19 protein-coding genes and 2 pseudogenes are annotated in these 22,334 nt (G+C 41.1%); 17 read left to right on the plus strand and 4 right to left on the minus strand.

Annotated elements, in window-relative coordinates; translation table 11 throughout:
• Positions 1-550 precede the first annotated feature (550 nt).
• Positions 551-1,636 (minus strand): DUF4349 domain-containing protein, encoded by a 1,086-nt coding sequence (locus WMO41_RS02240; protein WP_349228435.1) that lies wholly within the window; start codon positions 1,634-1,636, stop codon positions 551-553.
• 294 nt (positions 1,637-1,930) lie between these two features.
• Here WMO41_RS02240 and guaA point away from each other — a divergent pair, with 294 nt between their 5' ends.
• Positions 1,931-3,475, plus strand: coding sequence for a glutamine-hydrolyzing GMP synthase (guaA, locus tag WMO41_RS02245; RefSeq protein ID WP_349228436.1), 1,545 nt, complete (start codon positions 1,931-1,933; stop codon positions 3,473-3,475).
• Positions 3,476-3,590: 115 nt separating this feature from the next.
• Here guaA and WMO41_RS02250 read toward each other — a convergent pair whose 3' ends face one another.
• Entirely contained in the window at positions 3,591-4,106 is a 516-nt protein-coding gene (locus tag WMO41_RS02250) for a helix-turn-helix domain-containing protein (RefSeq protein ID WP_182432652.1), read from the minus strand.
• Between the two features lie 181 nt (positions 4,107-4,287).
• On the opposite strand from WMO41_RS02250, the gene WMO41_RS02255 reads away from it, so the two are divergent.
• The 7 genes and pseudogenes from WMO41_RS02255 to WMO41_RS02285 all read left to right on the plus strand — a co-directional run bounded on the left by WMO41_RS02255 (position 4,288) and on the right by WMO41_RS02285 (position 12,455).
• The gene (locus WMO41_RS02255; RefSeq protein WP_349228437.1) at positions 4,288-4,494 is read left to right on the plus strand and encodes a hypothetical protein; all 207 of its coding nucleotides are present in this window, start codon (positions 4,288-4,290) and stop codon (positions 4,492-4,494) included.
• A 212-nt stretch (positions 4,495-4,706) separates the two neighbouring features.
• Complete coding sequence (locus tag WMO41_RS02260) at positions 4,707-5,078, plus strand: hypothetical protein (protein ID WP_349228438.1); 372 nt, start codon at positions 4,707-4,709, stop codon at positions 5,076-5,078.
• A gap of 292 nt (positions 5,079-5,370) precedes the next feature.
• Positions 5,371-8,511: an AAA domain-containing protein gene (locus tag WMO41_RS02265; RefSeq protein ID WP_349228439.1), complete on the plus strand. Its 3,141-nt coding sequence runs from the start codon at positions 5,371-5,373 to the stop codon at positions 8,509-8,511.
• Positions 8,508-9,797, plus strand: a complete 1,290-nt coding sequence (locus WMO41_RS02270; RefSeq protein ID WP_349228440.1) for a hypothetical protein — start codon at positions 8,508-8,510, stop codon at positions 9,795-9,797. Before WMO41_RS02265 ends, WMO41_RS02270 begins: the two co-directional genes overlap by 4 nt.
• A gap of 274 nt (positions 9,798-10,071) precedes the next feature.
• Complete coding sequence (locus tag WMO41_RS02275) at positions 10,072-11,538, plus strand: ATP-binding protein (protein WP_349228441.1); 1,467 nt, start codon at positions 10,072-10,074, stop codon at positions 11,536-11,538.
• Positions 11,522-11,698, plus strand: a pseudogene (locus tag WMO41_RS02280) (type II toxin-antitoxin system HicB family antitoxin); the annotation flags it as partial. The gene WMO41_RS02275 and the pseudogene WMO41_RS02280, both read left to right, overlap by 17 nt.
• Before the next feature lie 412 nt (positions 11,699-12,110).
• A complete protein-coding gene (locus WMO41_RS02285) occupies positions 12,111-12,455 on the plus strand; it encodes a JAB domain-containing protein (RefSeq protein WP_349228442.1) in 345 nt (114 codons plus the stop codon).
• On the opposite strand, the gene WMO41_RS02290 is transcribed toward WMO41_RS02285, so the two are convergent.
• Positions 12,438-13,382, minus strand: a complete 945-nt coding sequence (locus WMO41_RS02290) for a LysR family transcriptional regulator (protein ID WP_349228443.1) — start codon at positions 13,380-13,382, stop codon at positions 12,438-12,440. The genes WMO41_RS02285 and WMO41_RS02290 overlap by 18 nt on opposite strands.
• A gap of 194 nt (positions 13,383-13,576) precedes the next feature.
• Between WMO41_RS02290 and WMO41_RS02295 the strand changes: the two genes are divergently transcribed.
• The 5 genes from WMO41_RS02295 to WMO41_RS02315 are packed head-to-tail and all read left to right on the plus strand — an operon-like array spanning position 13,577 to position 18,932.
• Positions 13,577-14,887, plus strand: coding sequence for an SLC13 family permease (locus WMO41_RS02295; protein WP_349228444.1), 1,311 nt, complete (start codon positions 13,577-13,579; stop codon positions 14,885-14,887).
• 18 nt (positions 14,888-14,905) lie between these two features.
• On the plus strand, positions 14,906-15,982 hold the full coding sequence (locus WMO41_RS02300; RefSeq protein ID WP_349228445.1) for a C45 family autoproteolytic acyltransferase/hydrolase: 1,077 nt from the start codon (positions 14,906-14,908) through the stop codon (positions 15,980-15,982).
• Positions 15,979-17,295: an MATE family efflux transporter gene (locus WMO41_RS02305; RefSeq protein WP_349228446.1), complete on the plus strand. Its 1,317-nt coding sequence runs from the start codon at positions 15,979-15,981 to the stop codon at positions 17,293-17,295. Before WMO41_RS02300 ends, WMO41_RS02305 begins: the two co-directional genes overlap by 4 nt.
• 7 nt (positions 17,296-17,302) lie before the next feature.
• Complete coding sequence (locus WMO41_RS02310; protein WP_349228447.1) at positions 17,303-18,142, plus strand: polysaccharide deacetylase family protein; 840 nt, start codon at positions 17,303-17,305, stop codon at positions 18,140-18,142.
• On the plus strand, positions 18,132-18,932 hold the full coding sequence (locus tag WMO41_RS02315) for a polysaccharide deacetylase family protein (RefSeq protein ID WP_349228448.1): 801 nt from the start codon (positions 18,132-18,134) through the stop codon (positions 18,930-18,932). Before WMO41_RS02310 ends, WMO41_RS02315 begins: the two co-directional genes overlap by 11 nt.
• A gap of 103 nt (positions 18,933-19,035) precedes the next feature.
• Here WMO41_RS02315 and WMO41_RS02320 read toward each other — a convergent pair.
• A pseudogene (locus WMO41_RS02320) lies at positions 19,036-19,278 on the minus strand (site-specific integrase); the annotation flags it as partial.
• A gap of 261 nt (positions 19,279-19,539) precedes the next feature.
• Here WMO41_RS02320 and WMO41_RS02325 point away from each other — a divergent pair.
• The 4 genes from WMO41_RS02325 (at position 19,540) to WMO41_RS02340 (ending at position 22,324) form a co-directional block, all read left to right on the plus strand.
• Complete coding sequence (locus WMO41_RS02325) at positions 19,540-20,061, plus strand: DUF5720 family protein (RefSeq protein WP_009252038.1); 522 nt, start codon at positions 19,540-19,542, stop codon at positions 20,059-20,061.
• Positions 20,062-20,090: 29 nt separating this feature from the next.
• Positions 20,091-20,963 (plus strand): DUF6017 domain-containing protein, encoded by an 873-nt coding sequence (locus WMO41_RS02330; protein ID WP_009252037.1) that lies wholly within the window; start codon positions 20,091-20,093, stop codon positions 20,961-20,963.
• Positions 20,964-21,040: 77 nt separating this feature from the next.
• A complete protein-coding gene (locus WMO41_RS02335) occupies positions 21,041-22,021 on the plus strand; it encodes a DUF3991 domain-containing protein (protein WP_009252036.1) in 981 nt (326 codons plus the stop codon).
• Positions 22,022-22,036: 15 nt separating this feature from the next.
• Complete coding sequence (locus WMO41_RS02340) at positions 22,037-22,324, plus strand: helix-turn-helix domain-containing protein (protein ID WP_009252035.1); 288 nt, start codon at positions 22,037-22,039, stop codon at positions 22,322-22,324.
• The last annotated feature ends 10 nt before the right edge of the window (positions 22,325-22,334 follow it).

The raw sequence follows: 22,334 nt of genomic DNA on the forward strand, positions 1-22,334 counted from the left end.
ATTTAAGAATAGTCACGAAAGGTCCGAAGCAGGCCGGGGCGGTATCCCGCTTCGCAAAATAGAAGTGCTGTGTTCGGACGATGTGGCTGACAGCCGTTTGCGGATAGTCGGACTGATCGTTCGCCTCCCGAAAACGTCAGTCGCCACATAGCCGGACACGTTGCACTTCTATTTATGCTACGCAGGATACCACCCCGGCCTGCTTCTGTTTTCCTGGCTATTCTGCTGCAATAAAAAACACAGCCAGAATGGTACTGGTAAAAGCTGGAAATCATGGCTTTTATCAGTACCGTTCTGGCTGATTTTATTTCTCTCGTAGCGGGGCCAATACAGCAGAAGCCGGTTATCCCGGCATTCCGCGGAGCATAAATATGGGTATACGTGTCCGGCTATGCAGCGACTGGTGTTTGAGGGAGGCGGACGGTGAGTCCGACTATCCGCAAACATCTGTCAGCTGCATCGTCCGAACACAATACCCATATTTTGCGCAGCGGAATGCCGGGATTACCGGCTTCGGACCTATATTGGTATTGCTTTTAAGTTGGTATTTCTATTTGTTTTCTTCTTTTGCTTCAACGTTTGCGGCCTTTGTTTCATTTTTAGTTGTTTTTTTGCTTTTTCTAAAATCCTGCTTCCTGAAGATTTTCCGAAAAACTACGATTACAATCAAGATCAGCACTGCCAGTACCAGGAGAATCGGGAGGCTGGATATGAACCACACCACAAAATCTACGGAGGAGACTTGCAGTTGGTTCAAACTGCGGCTGAGTCCTTTCTGGATGCGGACCAGAATGGTATCCGGGTCAGTGGAGGTGAGAACCTGGACTTCCTGGATGGAGAGGTAAACGGTACTGTACACGATCTGGTTATCCAGGGTGCGAAGCTGGGACTCCAGGGATTCCAACTGGTAGCGGACTTCGGAAAGGCGGGATTCAAGGGCAATGACAGCATCAACAGATTCAGCCTTTTCCAGAAGCGCCCATAAGCGTTCCTGCTCCATCTGGAGTGTTTTCTTCCGGCTGGTGATATCAGTGTACTGGAGGGTCACATCCTGCACGCTTTCGTTTTTGTAGGTGACGTTTCCCTGGCTGGATACTTCTGTGAGAAAGGCATCCAGCTTGTCGGATGGAATGCGGGCTGTGATGGTGGAGTAACGGCTGGAGCGGTCACCGGACCAGTTCAGGCTGTTGCCGGAGACATCAGACTGCTGGATATAGCCGCCAAAAGCAGTTACCGCATCGGTAATGGATTTTGTGAGGGTGTCAAATTCCCGGGTTTCCAGATCCATGTTCACGTTGCGGATCAACTTGCGTTCCATGGGCGCCTGGGAAGTTTCGGCAGAGGCGTTTTCGGAGCCAGATGGATCTGTATCCGGATTTTTTTCCGGATTCTGGGACAGGATATCATTTTCTGATAACTGGGCAGAATCGGAATCATCAAAAGAAGCTTCAGAATCAAAATTAGTGGTGGCGGATTTGGAAAAGCTGGCAGGCATTCCATTTCCTGCCCCGGAAGCCGTGTCATAAGCGGCGGCAGTTTCTGCCATATAAACCTGTGAGGAAGCATTCCTGGATGCAGCCCCACAGCCGGTCAGAACGATGGATGCAAGCATAAGGGTAATCAGTTTTTTCTTCATAATCAGTTCCTCCTCTCTTTGCTTTCATTATCCCATATTTCCGGGATAAAACAAGGTGTTACTGGGAATCTTAAACAGTTGGCAAGTGAATTGTAAGGAAGAAAAAGACAGCGGTTATTCAGAAGCAGGAGCTTTTGAACGGAAAATTTTACAGAACGCGGCAGAGACTGAGGATTTTGCCAATTTTGCGGAACCCACTTGTATAGTACGGTGTTTTTAGGTATAATAGCGTGAGATACATCAAGATGAAACTGAGTTACTTCGGTTTTATCACAAAAAATAGGAGGAAGACTCGTGAACAGAGAGAAGATTGTTGTAATCGACTTTGGCGGTCAGTACAACCAGCTGGTTGCCCGCCGTGTACGTGAGTGCAATGTGTATTGTGAGATTTATTCTTACAAGACTGATATCGAAAAGATTAAAGAAATGAATCCGAAGGGCATTATCCTGACCGGCGGTCCAAACAGCGTGTACGAGGAGGGCGCTGCTACCTGCAGCAAAGAGCTGTTTGAGCTTGGTATTCCGGTACTGGGACTCTGCTATGGCGCGCAGCTCATGAGCCATGTATTGGGCGGACATGTCTGCAAGGCTCCTGTTCGTGAGTACGGAAAGATTGAAGTAACCGTGGACAAGTCCAGCAAGCTGTTTGGCAATGTATCCGAGAAGACCATCTGCTGGATGAGCCATAACGACTACATTGAGAAAGAAGCTCCTGGATTTAAGATCATTGCCCACACATCGGACTGCCCGGTGGCAGCAGCAGAGTGCGAGGAGAAGAAGCTTTACGCAATCCAGTTCCATCCGGAAGTACTGCATACCGTAGAGGGAACCAAGATGCTGTCCAACTTCGTATATGAAGTCTGTGGCTGTGCAGGCGACTGGAAGATGGATGCATTCGTAGAGAACACCATTAAGGCAGTTCGTGAGAAGGTCGGCAAGGGTAAAGTGCTCTGCGCATTGTCCGGCGGCGTAGATTCCTCCGTAGCAGCAGTTATGCTGGCAAAGGCAGTTGGAGACCAGCTGACCTGCGTATTCGTAGATCATGGCCTGCTTCGTAAGAACGAGGGAGACGAGGTCGAGGAAGTATTTGGACCAAACGGCCCGTATAATTTAAACTTCATCCGCGTGAACGCGCAGGAGCGTTTCTATGCAAAGTTAAAAGGCGTAGAGGAACCGGAGCGCAAGCGTAAGATCATCGGTGAGGAATTTATCCGTGTATTCGAGGAAGAGGCAAAGAAAATTGGCGCTGTGGATTTCCTGGTACAGGGAACCATCTACCCGGACGTCGTAGAGAGTGGCCTGGGCGGTGAGTCCGCTGTCATCAAGTCCCATCACAATGTCGGGGGACTTCCTGACTATGTTGATTTCAAGGAGATCATCGAGCCGCTGCGCGATCTGTTCAAGGATGAGGTCCGTAAGGCAGGTCTGGAGCTTGGTATTCCGGAAAAGCTGGTATACCGTCAGCCGTTCCCGGGCCCGGGGCTTGGAATCCGCATCATCGGCGAAGTAACCGCTGAGAAAGTAAAAATGGTACAGGAGGCAGATGCCATTTACCGCGAGGAGATTGCAAACGCAGGTCTCGACCGCAGCATCGGCCAGTACTTCGCAGCCCTGACCAATATGCGTTCCGTAGGCGTTATGGGTGACGAGAGAACCTATGACTATGCCATCGCGTTGAGAGCAGTCAACACCATCGACTTCATGACCGCAGAAGCAGCTGAGATTCCGTGGGAGGTACTTGGAAGAGTATCCAGTAGAATCGTCAATGAAGTGAAGCATGTGAACAGAGTACTGTATGATTGCACGGGGAAACCGCCGGCAACAATCGAGTTTGAATAGTATAATAAAGCCCAGAAGCCTTATAAATCAAAGGTTTCTGGGCTTTGTGCTTGCAAAATGCTTGCAGTTTGAGGAAAATGCAACGAATAAACAAGTGAGGAGCCGATAAGGCTCCTTATTTTTTTGCACTTTGTATGAGCATTTGAGAATCAACCATTCGGAGTTCCAATTCTTGCTCAATTTCATCAGCACGGTTAAGTAAAAATGCTTTTGTTGTTTCATCTGGAGAAAATTGAGCTTCATCTCTTAAATGGTCGATGATAACTTTACTGTCCGCCCATTCCTTTAGAAAATGCTTTAATACAGGAGAATCAAAAGATATGGTCAGAGTATTTAGGTCAAATTTTCCATCAGCATCTTTGTTACCATGAAACTGAACTTTGCCAACTTTGGAGATGGCAAATAGATAAGGTGCAACTTCTCCAATGGTTTCTAAATGAATGTCTTGAAAAGAGGTGATACTAATATGTAAGGCATCAGCAATGCGTTGTAAAGGTTCTTGTTTGGGATTTCTATTACCTGTTTCGTATTTTTTTAGTGTACCCAGAGGAATACCAGAAAAATCCGCAAGTTGTTGTTGAGTTAACCCACGGAGTTCTCTATAATATCTGATTTTTTCACTGACATTCATAATAATATCTCCAATCATATTTCTTTTATTCTAATACATTGTACATACATTGTCAAGAACAAAATGAGAACCTAAGCACAATAAAGATTGACAAAAAGTGTTACATGAGATAATATGAATACAAGGAGAACAAAATGGTCACCAAATAACAAAAAAAAGAACAAAATGGAGGTTGTGAATAATGAGTACATCAAAAAAATTAAAAAGTGAACAGCTTTTTGTGAGAGTAGAAACGGTGATGCATGATTTACAGATTTCCAGACCTTTTGCGTATCGCATGATTGCAGGTTGGAATGAAGAACTGAAAGAGCAAGGTTATACAACTATTTGCGGACGTATTCCAAAGGCTTATTATGAAAAAAAGATTTACAGCATGACTAAAGAATAAAACAGCCCTCCCTCGGCAAAGGAAGAGCTGTTAGAAAGTGCGGATATTTATTTCGTTTAATAAATTGTACCGCGTTTTTATATGATAATCAAGGAGAAACGTGGTCATGGGAAAATCTAGAAAGAGTACGATAAGGAAGTTTGAGTTTTATGAAACAATAATTTGATTATATCCCACCACAGAAAACCAATCAGATATTTACGCCAAAGACAATGGTTAAGAAAATGTTGGACATGCTGGAGCAGGAGAATCACGGATGTTTTGACATGCCGGATAAGACATTTATTGATCTGTACATGAAATCAGGTCTGTATATTACAGAGATTGTAAAAAGGCTATATCAGAGTGACGAGATGAAAAAGCAATTTCCAGACAATAAGGAGCGTCTGAAACACATCTTTGAAAAACAGGTGTACGGATTAGCTCCGACGGAAATTATATATAAGATAGCAACAAGTTACATATTGGGCTTTGACGAGGATACGAAAGACATCAAGCATAATTTCAGACAGTTAGATGCGTTGCCTTACGCAAAAGATGGAACGCTGGAAGAGGTGCTAGAAGAACTGTATCCTGAGCAGTAGTAGATGAGAGAATGCACCCGGAAATGGGTGCATTTTTGAAATTAGGCAATGGAATATTGTACAAATATTCGTTGTCTTATACTGTATTTGTCAGTATAATATAAGAAGAACAAGTTATAGAATAGATGAAAATATGGCAGAAGAATAGCTAACGGTGTTTATTGCTATGGGAGCGACAATCCTAGTACCTGATACATTGAAATGTCTATGACAGAGGGTTATTCACTGAAGTATAATAGGTAAAATCTTGAATTTTCAATAAAAATACTTGATTATATGAGGAGGAAAATAAATGTCAGAATCACAATTTAATTATACTGTAATAGAAAAAATGCATAAATCCCCAATATGGGATAATCACATTCTTAAGGTTAGGGTTAGAGGAAAAGATAAGATATATGTTTTGAAATTGTATGGGGGTATTAATGAGCCCTTTCAGAAATTAGTATTTAACAGAGAAATGGAAGCTCTTAAAGTATTGAATTCATGCAGTAATATTGTAAAGATAAGGGACACAACAGCATCATTAAAATATAATGGAAAATCTAATTATGGTGCAATACTAATGGATTATGTAGATGGGAAGACTTTGGATTTATATGATTGGCATTCATTCACACAATTGAAGAAGTACGAAATATGTTTAAAAATTTTGCAGGCAGTATATAATGCACATGCAAATGATGTAATACATAGAGATTTAAAGCCCCAAAATATAATTTACGATGATGTAAATGACGAGATTACAATTATAGATTTTGGTTCAAGCAAGATAAAGACAATTATTGAGAAAGAAACTACTATGCCAATGTTTTCAGAAAATTATTCAGCACCAGAAGTTGTAAAAGGAAATGATATTACTGAAAAATGCGATTACTATTCTTTGGGGGTTATTTTCTCTGAATTATTTTTGTGCAAAGAAGCAGAATCAAATGTAGAAACGATTTGTTTGATTGAAAAATCTAGTATGGATGAAGTGTTAAAAGACATGCTTTGTTCGATGCTTCAGGATAACCCATCTGATAGACCGGAATCTATAGATGAAATTACAGATGTTTTTACACAATTAATAGGTGAATTAAACACATCTGCAAATGATTATAGTGTTTTTATCGATTTTGAAAAAATGCGTTATTTGAAACGCAGTATGGTAATTGAAAATAGCATGAACATGACGCAATTTACCAATTCATTTTTAAAAAGGGAATTTTCAGAAGGATACGGATATTATGATGAACACCATGGGAAATATATTATTACAGGGAAAAATATCGTAGTGGAATGTAGTTATGATGAAAAAATAGAATCTTTTGAAGTGATGAGGATTTTTGAAGTTGCAACTGATCGTAGAAATATTAATATTCGTAGAAGTTTTAAAATTGAAGGTAAGCTCTCTTTTTATGATTCTAGATTTAGATATACATGTCATAATGGAAAAGATAATAAAAAGCTATGGATTATGTTTAAAAATAGACGTGAAGAGAACGAACGATACAGGGAACGTGAAGAAAAATTTGATAAGCTATTTGGAAGCTGGCAAGAGGGATTAGAGGAATCTATTATTAGCGAAAAGGACAAAGTTGCAAAAATAGTATATTCTGAATCGTATATTGATAATGGTCAAATTGTTTTAGAAGTAGACGAATGTCAAAATAAGTCAATAGATGAGTTGGAGCAAAATACAAAATTTATTATTGAAGGTGTTGATGATAGAGGACAACCTGTATATTTTGAATTGGGTATTCTAGATGATATTATATGTGATGACGATAGCGTTAAAATAGTTATACAAATGCCTAAAAAAGTGTTAAAAGGAAATGTAAGAACACTGCTTAAGAAGAAAAGCAATGTTATGGAAGACTTTCGCGCAAATACCAGTTCTTATAAGCGTCAGATGAATGCAATTAGATCATTAAAAAGTGAAGAGTATTCTGCACGAAATTTGAAAGATATTTTGTTAAATGTTGAAGAACCAGAGGAGATACCAACGATATTTGAACCCAAATTTATTGCACAAAAGCTAAATACATCACAACAACAAGCGGTCATAAAAGCTTTAAACTCTGAAAATATTGGATTGATACAGGGACCACCTGGAACTGGGAAAACAAAGGTAATAAAGGAAATAATAGGACAAGTTGTTACGAAATCTATAAAAACAGCAGATAGTCCTAGAATACTTATTGTTTCGCAGTCACATACAGCGGTGGATAATATTTTGGAAGGCCTAGATAGTACTATTTCAGATGATTTAGAAATAGTCAGAATAGGAGCTGACAAAAATGTATCACCCAAAATAACTTGTAGATATACGATGCCAGCTCATAGAGACAAGCTTTTTTCTGATGTGAAGAAGAATGTTGAAGAGTATGACAAAAGTATGGAAGAAGTATACCAAGACATATCAGATCAGAGAATTCTTGACAGATGGAAGAAAATAAAAGAAATACAAAAGGATTGGATTGATAGGTCTGTAGAAAAGGACTGCCTTGATTATCAGTTAGTACGAAGTGCTACGGTTATAGCAGGAACATGTATAGGTTTTTTAGCAAATAGTTTTGTTAAAGATATGGAATTTGATTATGTTATTATTGATGAAGCGGCAAAGGCAACAACGCCGGAATTGCTAGTTTCTATAATCAAAGCAAAAAAGATAATTTTAGTAGGAGATCAAAATCAGTTACCAGCCTATGCAGACCAAAGCATATCTCCAAAGATTGCAAAACTTACAAAAAATCCAGAATATAGAATGTTTGATATATTATTCGAAACATTACCAAATTCACACAAGCAAGTTTTAAGTACCCAATATAGAATGATAAGAAATATTGGAAATTTGATTAGTACTGTTTTCTATGGAGGAACAATTGATACTGGGTGCAAGGACGAAGATAAACTTCATGGACTATCGAGATACGAAGGTAATTCTATAATTTGGTTTGATACTTCAGAAAACAGAAGAAGGAAGCAGAAGAAAACCAAAGGAAATTCATTCATGAATGAGGAAGAAAAACGTATTATTTTAGATATTCTTGAGGATTTAAAGAAATCGAATGAATTAGATAACCAAGATATAGGGATAATTACCGGATATAGTGGACAAAAAGATATTCTTCGAAATTCAGTTAAAGCAATCGGATATGATAAAATTGCACAAATTGATATTAATGTGTTAGATGCATTTCAAGGACGCGAGAATGATATTATTATGTATAGTACAGTAAGAACAGATAATTCAATTGGATTCCAGAAAGAAAAGGAGCGTGTAAATGTTGCTTTTTCTAGGGCAAAAAAATTGTTGATAATCTGTGGTGACTTAAATTTCTTTTATAATTATAATGATCCAAATAATAAATTTATTGAAATAATAGACTACATTAGAACTCACGATCATTGCAAGATTATTTCATGTAAGGGAGGAAATCTATTTTGAAAAAATTAATGGAAGATTTGTTCCAACACATTATACCTGTAAATGAAGGATATGATTATCTTTTTTCTGATTTAGTTTACGTACCAATATATGAGACATCATTGCTTGTAACCAAAAGAACCATTATGCCAATTAGTCTTGTTGAAGAAAAAGTACTTCAGCTTATTGATGTAGGTGTTTATCAAATTGATGAGATAGCTCAGATATTAGGATTGGAACGAAAGTTGTTAGATGTAACGTTAGCAGATTTGTATTCAAAAAATCTTGTAATGGTATCGACTAATTCTTGTAAGATGATGACAGCAGGTAGAGAGGCGTTAAACAATCTTAATAGAACAGAAAAAAAACAAGATATTTTGAAAAATGTATGTCTTGATGGAATTTTAGGGAATATTATTGATTCCTCAGCGTATGAATTGCTGAATAATGTACGAGATAACGATGGAAAATTGAAACCAATAATTCCTATTGGAGAAGTCAAATATTATATAGAGCAATTCAAAAGGATATCTCAGATATTTGACGAAGAAAATATTTTGTATTTTTCAGAGGGAGTTCAGCCGGTAAAAGAAGAATTGTTGAAAATAGATAAGGTTGATAGTACGTTTGTTAAATATATTAAAATACCAATTCACATATATGTAAGCTCGAATGGTTTGGATATTGATATTGTACAAGTATCAAATAAGCATAAAGAGTTGTTGGAATTGTACAAAGATTATATCATTGAACAGATAAATAATAAAAAGGTATTAAAGAACCATTTTAAGTATAGAAGAATTAATCAACAGGGGTATGAAGGAGAGATTCTTGAAGAAAAGAGTGGTCTATATGATGAGTTAAAAAAGATACATTTTACAAAAAACAAAAAAGGTATTGATTATACCCTTATCACAGATGAAGTTTTTAATGATAGAAAATTAATGGATGGTGAATATAGAGATATTCTAAAATACATTGTTTCTCAATCTTCGGATGTGGATTTATATGTAGATAATCTTGACGATTGGGCATTTGATAGTCAATTTACTGCTGCGCTTACAGAGAATATGGGTAAATCAAATTTATCAATATATTATGCACAATCTAATAATATAAAAGCTGCAAAAAAACAAATTGAGTGGAATTTTAAAGGCGGGTGCAAATGTGTAGAAAAAGATAAGAAATGTTTTTTTTGCTGGAAGACAGAATCATATTTGCTTTATGGTGTGCCAAAATTAAGAAATGTGATAGATGACAATACAACGTGTCTTTGTATGTCATACTACTTGCGCATTAACGCATAATATGGAATATGTTTATTGCAGTGATGATTATGATGAGTCATTTTTATAGAGAACTATGATTATTAGGCTTTTATCTAAGAAGCACAGCTTTTTATCCATAAGATGGAACCTTAGTTTATCGGATTTTAGGGATTCACATACAGCCGGTGGATTTTGAAGGGGAAAATGGTCAATAAAAATGTTTGATTAACACTCATAATAGGGTACAATACAAGTAGCAAAATAAAATATCGCACCAGTGGTGCGAGAAATAATGAAAAATGGGGTATGAAAAATGGCAAGAGACACATTGTTTTCTGGAGAATCAAAAAATATTGAATACAAAGTTACTTTACCAGATAAAAGTGAAAAGTACATGAAAACAATCGTAGCTTTTGCCAATACCCAGGGCGGAAAGCTGGTTGTAGGCGTAGATGATAAGACACACGAGATTGTGGGTGTGGAAAATGAAATATTATTTCAGTTAATGGATGGAATTGCCAATGCTGTTTCAGATTCTTGTATGCCACAAATTATTCCAGATATTGAACCGCAGACAGTAGATGAGAAAACTGTGATTATTGTATCAGTAGAAGCAGGAAAGAACCGCCCATATTATCTGAAATCAAAAGGGAAAGAGAATGGTACCTATATTCGTGTGGCAGGTACATCCAGACAGGCTTTTCCAGAGAAAATAAGAGAACTTGAAATGGAAGGAGCTAGAATTTCGTGGGATGAACTTACTTGTGTAGGATATCCTGTTTCAAAAGAAGCAACAGAAAAGCTTTGTAGTGACATTGAAAGTTTTCGTGAAAAAGTTGGAATGACAGAACGTTCAGTGAAGAAAGAGCAGCTTATTAACTGGAAAATTCTGAAACAAAGTGAGGGACAGTTATTAGCAACGAATGCCTATGCATTGTTAACTTCTGATTATTTTCCGTTTTCTAAAACCCAATGTGCAGTCTTTAAAGGAACAGATCGGGCTGTATTTCTGGATAAAAGAGAATTTACAGGACCGATTTATACGCAGATTGAAGAGACTGTGGATTTTGTACTGAGAAATATAAGACTTGGAGCAACAATTGATGGTCTGGTGAGAAAGGAAAAATATGAGCTTCCACCAGAGGCAATCAGAGAAATGATTATTAATGCACATTGTCATCGAAATTTATTGGACGAATCCTGTATTCAGGTTGCAGTTTATGATGATCGACTGGAAGTGACTTCTCCAGGCGGACTATATAATGGACTGACTTACGAGGAAGTCATGAACGGTCATTCAAAAATCAGAAATAAAGCAATTGCTAATATTTTTAGTCAGATGGGGCTTGTGGAAGCCTGGGGCAGTGGTATAAAGAGAATTTTTAATGCGGCGAAGGAATATGATCTTCCAGAACCCAAATTTCAAGAATTCGATAATATGTTTCGGGTAGAATTATTTAGAAATAATTCTATGACAGAGTTGGAGAAAGAAGCCGGAGAAAGTTCGGAGAAGAGTCGGAGAAGAGTCGGAGAAGGTTCGGATATAATTAGAGGTTATGAATTGTCGGATACACAGAAGAAAATTGTGAATCTTCTTCTCTGTGATAGGCAGCTATCGGCAGCAAAAATAGCAGAACAATTAGGTATGGGAAGCCGGAGCATAGAAAAAAATATTAAGAAATTAAAAGAACTTGGTATTCTTATCCGGCATGGTTCTCCTAAAAATGGATATTGGGAAGTTATAGATTGTGGGGAAAAGAACAATGGGGATACCGAATGATTACATGGCAATGTCCTATCGCATGGAAATTGTAGAAGACAAAGATGAAGGCGGATTTGTGAATTTTTATCCAGATCTGCCAGGTTGCATTACTTGTGGCGAGACTGTGGAAAGTGCGGTAAGGAATGCATTGGATGCGAAAAAAGCGTGGTTTGAAGCATATTTTCAAAATAGCGATTGCGAAACACATATGCTATGGTTATAATGAAATGGCAACAAATTGGCAACAGAAAATCAGCAAGCCAAAATAATATATGTAACAGAGATAAAATAACGGCAGAAACGAGATGAAAACTAAATAAATATGTTTAATAATATCTCCGAAATTGCCGAGTTTGAATAAAAAAATGAAGCTCGGAAATCCAGTGTTTATGCGGATTTCCGGGCTCTTGTTATGTGATTTGGAGAGTGTAAAATAAAGTGCGTAAGCTTTGTTACCGGTAACTTACACACTTTATTTTACACTCTCGTGTTTTATGTGTATACAGAGAGATTTTAGGTGTTATGTGGGACATGATACACAGTGAAGAGATGTTTTGTGTATGCAGTAATTGATTGAAGGGGCCGATTGAATGAAGAAAAAAAGAATCGTTTTATATAAAGTAAGGCTGGAAGAAGATAAGCAGTTAAGGAACCATTGGACAGGCGTAAATGTGGAAGAGGCGAAACAGATTGCAGAAATTGTAGAGCCAGTTTTTCGGGGCTTGGACAGAGAACAGATCGTAGTGCTGTATTTTGATACGAAGATGAAGCCGATAGGTATGGAGATTGTGGCGATAGGAGGAACAAAGGCCTGTATAGTTGAAACCTCCAATATTTTTAAAGGAGCAATAGCAGCAAGAGTGCCGCTGTCGCGACCCGCCGCAGGCGGAGAATCCTGCAAGCAGGATTCTTTTTCATCAGAACCGGGAAAATGATCCCAGCTCCGTGTGCCTTTTCACTAATTCAATAAAATACTGTGCGGCCTTTGTCAAGACTGCGTTTTTGTGGTAAATGATGCATAAGGTTGCTTTGGAGTTATCATGATCCAGACGGAAAAATGCTCCATAATGGTGGGAGAATGCCACATAATCCTGCAGCAGGGCAAAACCAAGTCCCGCCTGGACCAGGCTAAAGATTGCAGCCTCCTCTGATAAACGGATCATATTTTTCGGTTGGAAGTCATAGGGTTTTAAGATATTTTCTTCCCATTTTTTGTGACGTTCCGTGGGAATAGCACTGATAAAGGTTTCGTTCTGGAAATCATTCAGATTTACTGGTTCACGTAACCTCCAATCTGGTTGTTTTGCTGCAATCTGGGCAATAGGATGAGTTGGTGGGGCAGCTAAAAGACAGTAGTAGTCGAATAGGGGTTCATAGATCAGATCCTGTTTAAATTCATTTGGAACATTGGCCTGATCCATCACAAAGGCGAGGTCCAGATAACCGGAAGAAACCATATTTTCAAAACCATCGGTGGAACGGGTGTTAATAGTCAGCTGGATGTTGGGAAATTCTTTCTGAAATTCTGGAAGAACGATGGAAAGGAACATAGGAGCTCTTCCACTAGAAATTCCAATAGATAACTGTCCAGTACGGGATTGGCGTACATCTTCCAACTGACGGTTTAATTTTCCTTCCAGTAATTGCTGTTGACGGAACGTGTTTAAAATCATTTCTCCGGTATAGGTAGGCGTCAGATGTCCACCTTTATATTCAAAAATCTTTGTGTCATAGGTTTTTTCCAGAGAGGCGATTAACTGACTTAATGCGGACTGGGATACATACAATTCTTTGGCAGCCTTAGTAATCGACTGAGTTTCTGCAATTTTCAGAAGATAATCAATTTTACGTTCATTAACCATAATTTCCCCCCAATAAAATGCTTACATCTAAGAAAATTATAACATGTCGGATCGGAAACGAAAAGTAAAGAAGTATTAGAAAATGCTTATGAAAACCCAAGTGATTAACGATTTGCTTATGGGGACCGGAGAAATTATAATAAAGATACAAAGAAACGCTGGCCAGCGAAAAAATACTTAGGAGGAAAAGAGTAATGACGTTGGAGTTATTTGGAGCGATATTGGGGATCGCAGTATTTATTATGATTCTTGCATTCCGGTTGCCGAATTGGCTGACCTATGTGGCAGTTGCACCGATTGTAGTGTTCTTGGGGACCATGACGAAGAAAGAGGTTTATGCGGTATTTTCCAGTTCCGGCTTGCAGCTGATGTTCATCATCTGTATTTTTATGGGATTGATGAGCGCTACAGGACTTGACAGCGTGATCGGAAACACGGCAGTGAAATATGCCAACAAAGTAGCTGGTGGTGACCCAAAGAAAGAAGAGAAAATGCTTCTTCTGGTGCTGTTTGTATTTGGCAATGTATTTTCCTACTTCCTGGCGAACAACCATGTGGCCATGGCACTGGTACCGGTGATTTATGGTATTGCCAAAAGAACAAAGTTCAGCTATTCCAAGATGTGTCTGTTTGTGATTTTCTCAACTACGTTAGGCGGTGCATGCACGCTGGTAGGTACTACCTCAAATGTATATGCAAACACTGCGCTGGTAGAAGCAGGATTAAAAGGATTTGGCATGCTGGATTTTGCCTGGGTAGGCGTTCCAGTGATGATTCTTGGTGGAATTTATCTGATTCTGATGAATAAGATGTGCCCATCCTATGAAGAAACAGTTCCAGGCGACGCAACGGTACTGATGGAAGCAGGAGCGGCAGCTTCCCCGGAAATGAAGAGAAAGCAGCATATCGTATGCGGTGGATTTCTTCTGTTCTTAGCAGGCATGGTATTAGACAGTGTAGGCGTTATCAAGGGATTCAGCCCGTATTTCTTCGGGTATGCCATCATTGCGGTATTATATTTCCTGAAAGTTGCAAAACCAAAACAGTTTTTCAGCAATATGAGTGCCCAGCTGGTTCTGTTCTGTGCAGGTATCAATCTGGCAATCGCAATTATCAATACGACTCCATTGGGAGACATTTTCAGTAATATTTTCATCAGCGCCATTGGCGGAAGTACGAATCTGTATCTGATTACTGCGATTCTGTGGCTTGGAACTGTTGTCATGACCCAGTTTATGAACAACATGGCCTGCGCAGGCGTTCTGGCACCGGTTGGAATTGCGCTTGCAGAGCATCTGGGAGCGGATCCGAGAGCCATTGTTATGGCCATTGCCATGGCAGCAACCAGCTCTTATCTGACACCGATGGCATCTGGAACCAACCAGCTGATTATGCCATTTACGAACCTGAAATTTCAGGATTTCTTCAAATATGGTTGGCCGTTACTGATCATCAATTTTGCATGCTGTGTATTGATTTTGCCGATCGTATTTCCATTTTTCTAAAGGAAGGGAGAATATAACATGAAGAGGAGAATGAGAGAAATCTATGTAAAATCTTCAGATCCATTTGAAAGAGGGCGTCAGCATGGTGCCCAAGTAAAAGAAGAGATTGAACGTGTCTGCGTTGGATACCGGAAGTCTTTCGAGAAAAAAGGATATACATGGGAAGAGGCTAGGAATATGGCCATGGAATATGTCCCTTATCTGGAAAAAGAAATGCCGGAGCTGATGGAAGAAGCGAAAGGAATTGCGGCTGGCGCGGAAGTGGATCTGGCAGTGGTGATGGTATTAAATACCCGTTATGAATTACTGAAATTTAAAAAGGGTGTAAATAATCATGAACATAATGAGTGTACCTGTTATGCGCTGTTACCGGAGGCAACACAGGAGCATGTAACCATAGGTGGTCAAAACTGGGATAATTCCCCGTTTATCGGAGAGAATCTGTATGTGCTTCATATTGATGAGGAAAATGGCACAAAGATTGTTGGAATTAGTGAACCGGCACAGCTGATCCGCAGTGGCATGAATAGCCATGGGATTTCGCTGAATTGCAGTACGCTTTTATCCTATAAAGATGTCCGTGGAGTAGCTGTTCCAACAAATTTTATGAGAAGACGGATTTTGCAGGCAAAGACATTGGATGAGGCAAAAGCATTGATTGCTGGATTTCATCCATGCGTGTCGCTGAATTATGTGATTACCTCCGCCAAGGATCAGGATGCTATTGTATATGAAACAACACCGGTGGAGAATTTTGAACTGTATCCAAATCGCGGAATTATCACTCAGGGAAATGATATCCTTGCAGATCCGGCCATTGACCGTTTTATTCCGGCAGACAAACATCATCAGAGGCATTTCCGCGGTCAGAGATTACAGTATTTGCTTCAGAAAAAACAGGGTGAGATTACCAAGGAGTATTTACAGGAGTGTTTAAGAGATCACTATGGGTATCCGGCATCGGTCTGCAATCATGCGGGGGATGAAGGACTCCAGACGATTGCCTCTATGCTTTATTGCGTCAGCGAAGGCTATGCGCTGATTGCCTGGGGAAACCCATGCGAGTATGATTATGAAAGGTATGTGTTAGAATGAAATCAGATTTGGTCCGACAGTTTTTCCGCTATACGATTCCAACCATTCTGTCGATGGTAGCGTTTTCCCTTTATACATTGGTAGATGGAATCTTTGTGGCGAAAGGTGTCGGAGAAATTGCATTGGCGGCGGTAAATTTATCGTCGCCATACAATTCTTTTCTATTTGCAACTGCATTACTGCTGGCAGTAGGAATGTCTACAACCATTTCCATTTGTTTGGGACATGGAGAAGACGAAACAGCATCAGAACTGTTTACCAGAAATCTTGTGGTGGCAGCTGTGATATCCGGGGTGATCACCGCAATAACCGTGTTGAATCTGGAGAAAATCGCATGGTTTCTTGGAGCCAATGAAGATACGCTTCTATATGTGAAAGAATATGTGGGAGGTGTTTCTCCGTTTGCGATATTTTTTATTGTTTCCTATAACATGGAAATTCTGGTAAAGACAGATGGAACACCGATTCTTTCTACGATTGGAGTGACACTTGCCGGAGTGACCAATTTGGTACTGGACTGGTTGTTTGTCATGGTGTTTGGCTGGGGCGTCCGTGGAGCGGCTGTGGCCACAGGACTTGCCCAGGTAGTATCGACGGTTCTCTATCTTCTGTATTTTTCAAAAGATTCGAAAAAACTTCATGTTGTCCCAATTTCGTTTGCCTTAGAAAAATTGAAAATCTATCGGAAAACCATTCCACTTGGACTTGCAGATAGTATTACAGAGATGTCCAATGGAGTAGTATTATTTGCATTTAATCAGACGATCTTGAGACTGATGGGAGAAAATGGAGTTGTCAGTTATACGGTAATTGGATATGTCAATACGTTAGTTTTGATGATCATGTCTGGAATTGGTCAGGGGATTCAGCCAATCAGCAGCTTTTATTATGGAAAGGGTGAAGAGAAAAATTATAAGACGATTTTTAAAATGGCGTTGACAATGGCCATCTGCTTTGGCTGCGGAAGCTTTTTGATATGTCAGGTCTTTGGAAATGGGATTGTCGGGCTTTTTATCCGACAAGACAGTATGATTTATGAAGATAGTGTAATTGCATTAAGAAAATATTCAGTAGCATTTCTTTTGATGGGATTGAATGTAATAACAGCTGCATTCTTTACATCCATTGAAAAACCCATGTTTTCATTTCCGATTTCCATAGGGAGAGGGCTGATGTTTCCGATTCTTGCATTAGTTGTGGTGCCTTATTTGACGGGAAAGGGAAATCTATGGTATGCCAGTGCAGTCAGTGAAGGAATGGCAATGGTACTGGCGGTATTTTTTGTGACAAGATACCTAAAATGGAAAGGATGATCAAAAAATGAAATATGAAGGAATTCATTGGCCTGGGAATGCTAGGATGACAGTAATGTTTACGATCCATGTAGATGGACAGTCACTTTATAATCGGCCAGGAACGGTATATCCAAGAACGATTTCTTATGGAAAATATGGACCAGAGAGAGCGGTAGACCGATTGCTGGAATTGACTCAAAAAATGGGTATTGCCTGTACGTATTTTGTACCAGGACAGATTGCGGAGACTTACCCAGATATGGTAAAAAAAATTGATGCTTATGGTTATGAAATCGGTTTCCACGGATATGATCATGAAGATTGCATGTACACAGATCGCCCGGTAGAAGAGTGGAAGAAAGTAATTATAAAAAGCCAGAGAGCGTTTGAACGGATTATTGGGAAAAGAGCCAAGGGCGTATGTGCAACTTCCAGTGATTTTTCTATGAACGATGTCCAGATTTGGCAGGAAATGGGATTTGAGTATTCAAGTTCTATGAGGGGCGATGACCGCCCTTATAAAACAGTTTTTGAAGGAAAAGAATCTGATTTTATAGAGATTCCAGCTAGATGGGAATTGGATGATTATCCAGCGTTTACATATAACTATTGGCCGTTATTGACAGATGGACAGGACCGAATCTCTAGTTATCGAGGAGTGTTATCCAATTGGAAGCATGAATTTGATGGTTATTATGAAGGCGGACTGTGCATGGTATTTATGCTTCATCCTCAGATTATTGGAATTCCGGGACGGTATCAGATGCTGGAAGAGTTGATGCTGTATATGAAAGAAAAACCAGATGTATGGTTTGCACAGGGAAATGAAATAGCGGATTGGTGGAGAAAATGTGATGGAAAATAGAATAGGGACAGCGGGTATAGCGATGGTCACGATAGAATTAGACAATGAATTTATCTGGCATGCAATGGGAGACAAGTATAAAACACCTAAAAGTACTTCCATGGGGACTTATGGAACCCATCGGGGATTGACTCGGATTTTGGATGCATTGGATGAGTGGGGGGTGAAGGCAACCTTTTTTATCCCTGGGGTTGCGGTAGAAAAGTATTCAGAAAAGATTATGGAGATTGATAAAAGAGGACATGAAATTGCTCTGCACGGATATGCCCATGAAAATTTTCATGATTTAACGGAGAAAGAACAGCGAATGAAAATAAGAAAAGGGAAACAAGGGTTAGAAGATTTGATTGGAAAAGAAGTAAGGGGATTTCGGCTACCGGAGGGAGAATGTACCTGGGAAACAATGAGAATTCTTCGGGAAGAGGGGATTGGATATGATAGTTCTTTATTTGACCAGGATCTTCCTTATCTGACAGATGAAAAGTTGGTAGAGATTCCTATGAGATGGGAGTTACAGGATTTCCCATATTTTGCATATGGACCTGGGTTCCCTGTTGGAGAACCACGGATTGCTTGTTATGATGAGGTATTGGATAACTGGCTGCGTGAACTAAAAGCGGCATATGAGTTAAAGCTATGTTATGTTATAAAATTTGATCCTCAGACAATTGGTTCTCCAGGAAGAATGTTTTTATTTGAGCAGATATTGCGTGAATTAAAAGAAAAGAATATGTGGATTGCAACAGGAAGCGAATTGGAAAAATATGTTCGAGAAGCGAAAATGGTGTAGCACACCGGCAACGATTGAGTTTGAATAGTTGGAGCTAAGCTGTAAAGCCTTTGTTTACAAGGGTTTTACAGCTTTTCCTTTATAGGATTGCATTTTCATTGCATTATTTTTCTTCAACTGTTCTGTGATAGATTGCTGTATGTTGATTGCTGGTATAATTAGCAATGCTTTCAGTAGCAGATTGTACTTGTAATATTCCAGTCAGTTTTTTAGCAACTTCAAGATTCGTATTTGGATACAGATGACCATAAGTGCCGAGTGTTGTCTGTATTTTTTCATGTCCTAAACGTTCCTTGATAAGTAAAGGATTTTCGCCCATGCTGATAAGCAATGAAGCGTGTGAATGCCATTACGGTATAATAACGACAAACGGAAAAAGCCTTGATTTTCAAGGGGTTTCAGCGTTTGTCGCCGTCTATTCAATTCCTTTTCCCAAGTTGAAATATGGCGAGAAAATTGACGAAAAAAGGAGGCTGTTACATTAACGACAAAACCGAATAGTGCCAGCGGTCCGGCATTTTGCCTGGCCGCTGATTGCCGTGGGCGTTTCATCTTTTTAGGTGGACGCCCTTTTTTCATGCAGATTTTTAGAAGAAAGGAGCCACACATGGAACTGAACGAAATGGAAAAAAAGATGCTCTTTCAGGCCGAAGGAGACTGTCAGGCAAAGGTTCTGAATGAGCTTTACATGACCGTGCGATATTCAAACAATTCCGAGCTGCGGGAGGCGGCGGAAAGCCTTATGGCAAAGGTGCGTGTTCTGTCGGACCGTGAGTGCATGGATTTGGTGCGGGACATTCAGAAGAATTACCGGCTGCCCCACCCGCCCCGGACTATCGGGGAAAGGATCGCCGAGGCCAGGCAGCAGTCCGGCGCGGAGAAATTAAAGGGGCATGACATCATGGGGCTGGAACGCTTTGACCCGGAGGTTAAGCACATGATCGTCTTTGATGTGCTGTCCTATGATTCCCCTGTTGGGGATAAGGGCGATAAAATGCGCCTGTTTCTTACGGAGGCCGGCTATCAGAAATTCTTAGAGAGCCAGGAACGGGGCGAAGTCAAACTGAAAAATCATGCGAAGGTCTCAGGCGGCCATCTCCATTATGACCGCAGGGACCGCGCTTTGTAACGGAATAACCGAAGAAAGGAGGCTGTGAAATGGCTGTATTCCGTGTAGAGAAAACGAAGGACTTTACGGTTATGAGCAATCACCACCTGCGCAATACGGAACTGTCCTTAAAGGCGAAGGGGCTTCTTTCCCTTATGCTGTCGCTGCCGGAAGATTGGGATTATACCACAAAGGGGCTGGCCCACATTTGCAGGGATGGCGTGGATTCCATTACCACCGCCCTGAAGGAGCTGGAACGGCACGGGTATCTCACCAGGCAGCGCCTCCGCAATGAGAACGGACAGCTCGGCGATATTGAGTACACGATCCACGAAAAGCCTGTAACCGGCGTAAAACAAGGTGTTTCACCTAAACGGGAAAATCCAAGACAGGTAAATCCAAGACAGGCAAAACCTGAACAGGCGGAACCTGAACAGGAAAATCCCGCACAATTAAATACTAATCCACAAAAAACTAAAAAATCAAAAACGGATATATCAAGGACACATCAATCAATCTATCCGGAAGAGCCGGAAACGGCAGGCTGTCAGGATGGGATTGATAGGATGGATATGGCAGAGGCATACCGTGGAATTATCAAAGAGAATATTGAGTATGACTTTCTGGTTCCCCGCTATGGGCAGGAACGCATGGACGAGACTGTGGAGCTTATGCTGGAAACGGTGCTGTCAAGACGGCCCTATATCCGCATTGCCGGAGACGACTTCCCACGGGAGGTTGTCAGGAGCCGGTTCTTAAAGATCAATTCCGACCACCTGGAGTATGTTTTTGACTGTATCGACAAGAACGTTACGAAGGTCAACAACATCAAGGCTTATCTGCTGGCAGCGCTGTATAACGCGCCGGCAACAATGGATAGCTATTACCGTGCGGAGGTCAACCATGACCTGTACGGCTGTTAGGCGCTTTCAGGCGTCTTTTTTCATATCATCACAGGAAGGAGGCGAAGCACGATGAAACGAAAATCTGTGCCGACACCATGCCCGGTGTAACCAAAGAGCAGATTCAGGCGGCACGGGAGGCGGACCTGTTCGCCTGGCTGCAATCCCATGAGCCCGGCGTGCTCAAACGGGACGGCCCCAATTACCGGCACAAGGAGCATGACAGCCTGGTCTATGTGACCGGGAAACGGTACTGGTACTGGAACAGCCGGGGCCGCAGTATTAACGCCCTGGATTACCTGATCCAGATTCGGGGCTATGGTCTGGTGGATGCGGTTCAAGCACTGGCAGGCGGAGAAATACGGCAGACGCCGGCTTACCAAAGCGCGGCGGCAAAGCAGGCACAGAGAGAGCCGGAAAAGAAACCGTTTACGCTGCCCTGGGCCAGACGGTGTGCTACCGCCGCTGTTTCGTATTTGCAGCGGCGCGGGATCAGTTCGGATGTGATCAGCCGGTGCTTTCGGAACGGGCTTTTCTATGAGGCCCGGTATCATGGCGAACCGGTCTGCGTGTTTGTCGGAAAAGACAACGCGGGGAAAGCGAAGTTTGCCTGTATGCGCGGTATCACCGGCAATCTCAAAAAGGATGTTTATGGCAGTGACAAGGAATTTAGCTTCTGCTACCCACCGCAGAATCCGGGCAGCCGCCATGTGGCCGTTTTTGAGGCTCCCATTGACGCACTTTCCCATGCCACGCTGCAAGAGCTCGAAGGCTGGAAATGGAATGGCTACCGCTTATCCCTGGGAGGCACCTCCCATGTGGCGCTGACCGCGTTTCTGGAACGCCACCCGGAAATAAAGCGGGTCACGCTTTACATGGACAATGATCTTGGCGGCCTTACCAATGCCCGGAAAATCAAAGCCATGCTCCATGAGGATCAGCGGTTTAAGCATATCCGGGTGAGCGTCAACCCGCCCCGCGTCGGAAAGGACTATAACGAAAAGCTGCAACATATCAGGGAACAAATTAAAGGCCGTCAACTACAATGCCGCCAGAAACAGGCGGCTATTTCAATTTAACAGGAGGATTTTAACATGACGAAGACAGAAAATACCGCTTTGCAAATGATCGCCGAAGCCGCCCGGTGCCCGGAATATGGCCCCGATATGGTTAAGGCTTTGATGGAAAAATTGGATATGAACGAAAAGGGCTTTGCGCTTCTGATGAACGTTACGCCCTCCACTGTCCGGCTCTGGACCAGCGGCGCCGTTCAGCCCAGCGGCACGGCCAAGCGCCTGATGCAAATTTATGAAACCGGGCCGGAAATCGTGAGCAAGATTGCCGGCGGACAGCACCCGGAGGATGGAAATGCTTATAAATGATTGCGTTAAG

The organism is Ventrimonas faecis, from assembly GCF_040096075.1.
Classification (GTDB): domain Bacteria; phylum Bacillota; class Clostridia; order Lachnospirales; family Lachnospiraceae; genus Brotaphodocola; species Brotaphodocola faecis.

What these genes read in the sequence shown, in the direction of transcription:
- WMO41_RS02240 (WP_349228435.1), bottom strand. Translation starts at nt 1,636, where the DNA reads ATGAAGAAAAAACTGATTACCCTTATGCTTGCATCCATCGTTCTGACC.
- WMO41_RS02250 (WP_182432652.1), bottom strand. Translation starts at nt 4,106, where the DNA reads ATGAATGTCAGTGAAAAAATCAGATATTATAGAGAACTCCGTGGGTTA.
- WMO41_RS02255 (WP_349228437.1), top strand. Translation starts at nt 4,288, where the DNA reads ATGAGTACATCAAAAAAATTAAAAAGTGAACAGCTTTTTGTGAGAGTA.
- WMO41_RS02260 (WP_349228438.1), top strand. Translation starts at nt 4,707, where the DNA reads ATGGTTAAGAAAATGTTGGACATGCTGGAGCAGGAGAATCACGGATGT.
- WMO41_RS02265 (WP_349228439.1), top strand. Translation starts at nt 5,371, where the DNA reads ATGTCAGAATCACAATTTAATTATACTGTAATAGAAAAAATGCATAAA.
- WMO41_RS02275 (WP_349228441.1), top strand. Translation starts at nt 10,072, where the DNA reads ATGGCAAGAGACACATTGTTTTCTGGAGAATCAAAAAATATTGAATAC.
- WMO41_RS02285 (WP_349228442.1), top strand. Translation starts at nt 12,111, where the DNA reads ATGAAGAAAAAAAGAATCGTTTTATATAAAGTAAGGCTGGAAGAAGAT.
- WMO41_RS02290 (WP_349228443.1), bottom strand. Translation starts at nt 13,382, where the DNA reads ATGGTTAATGAACGTAAAATTGATTATCTTCTGAAAATTGCAGAAACT.
- WMO41_RS02295 (WP_349228444.1), top strand. Translation starts at nt 13,577, where the DNA reads ATGACGTTGGAGTTATTTGGAGCGATATTGGGGATCGCAGTATTTATT.
- WMO41_RS02300 (WP_349228445.1), top strand. Translation starts at nt 14,906, where the DNA reads ATGAAGAGGAGAATGAGAGAAATCTATGTAAAATCTTCAGATCCATTT.
- WMO41_RS02305 (WP_349228446.1), top strand. Translation starts at nt 15,979, where the DNA reads ATGAAATCAGATTTGGTCCGACAGTTTTTCCGCTATACGATTCCAACC.
- WMO41_RS02310 (WP_349228447.1), top strand. Translation starts at nt 17,303, where the DNA reads ATGAAATATGAAGGAATTCATTGGCCTGGGAATGCTAGGATGACAGTA.
- WMO41_RS02315 (WP_349228448.1), top strand. Translation starts at nt 18,132, where the DNA reads ATGGAAAATAGAATAGGGACAGCGGGTATAGCGATGGTCACGATAGAA.
- WMO41_RS02325 (WP_009252038.1), top strand. Translation starts at nt 19,540, where the DNA reads ATGGAACTGAACGAAATGGAAAAAAAGATGCTCTTTCAGGCCGAAGGA.
- WMO41_RS02330 (WP_009252037.1), top strand. Translation starts at nt 20,091, where the DNA reads ATGGCTGTATTCCGTGTAGAGAAAACGAAGGACTTTACGGTTATGAGC.
- WMO41_RS02335 (WP_009252036.1), top strand. Translation starts at nt 21,041, where the DNA reads ATGCCCGGTGTAACCAAAGAGCAGATTCAGGCGGCACGGGAGGCGGAC.
- WMO41_RS02340 (WP_009252035.1), top strand. Translation starts at nt 22,037, where the DNA reads ATGACGAAGACAGAAAATACCGCTTTGCAAATGATCGCCGAAGCCGCC.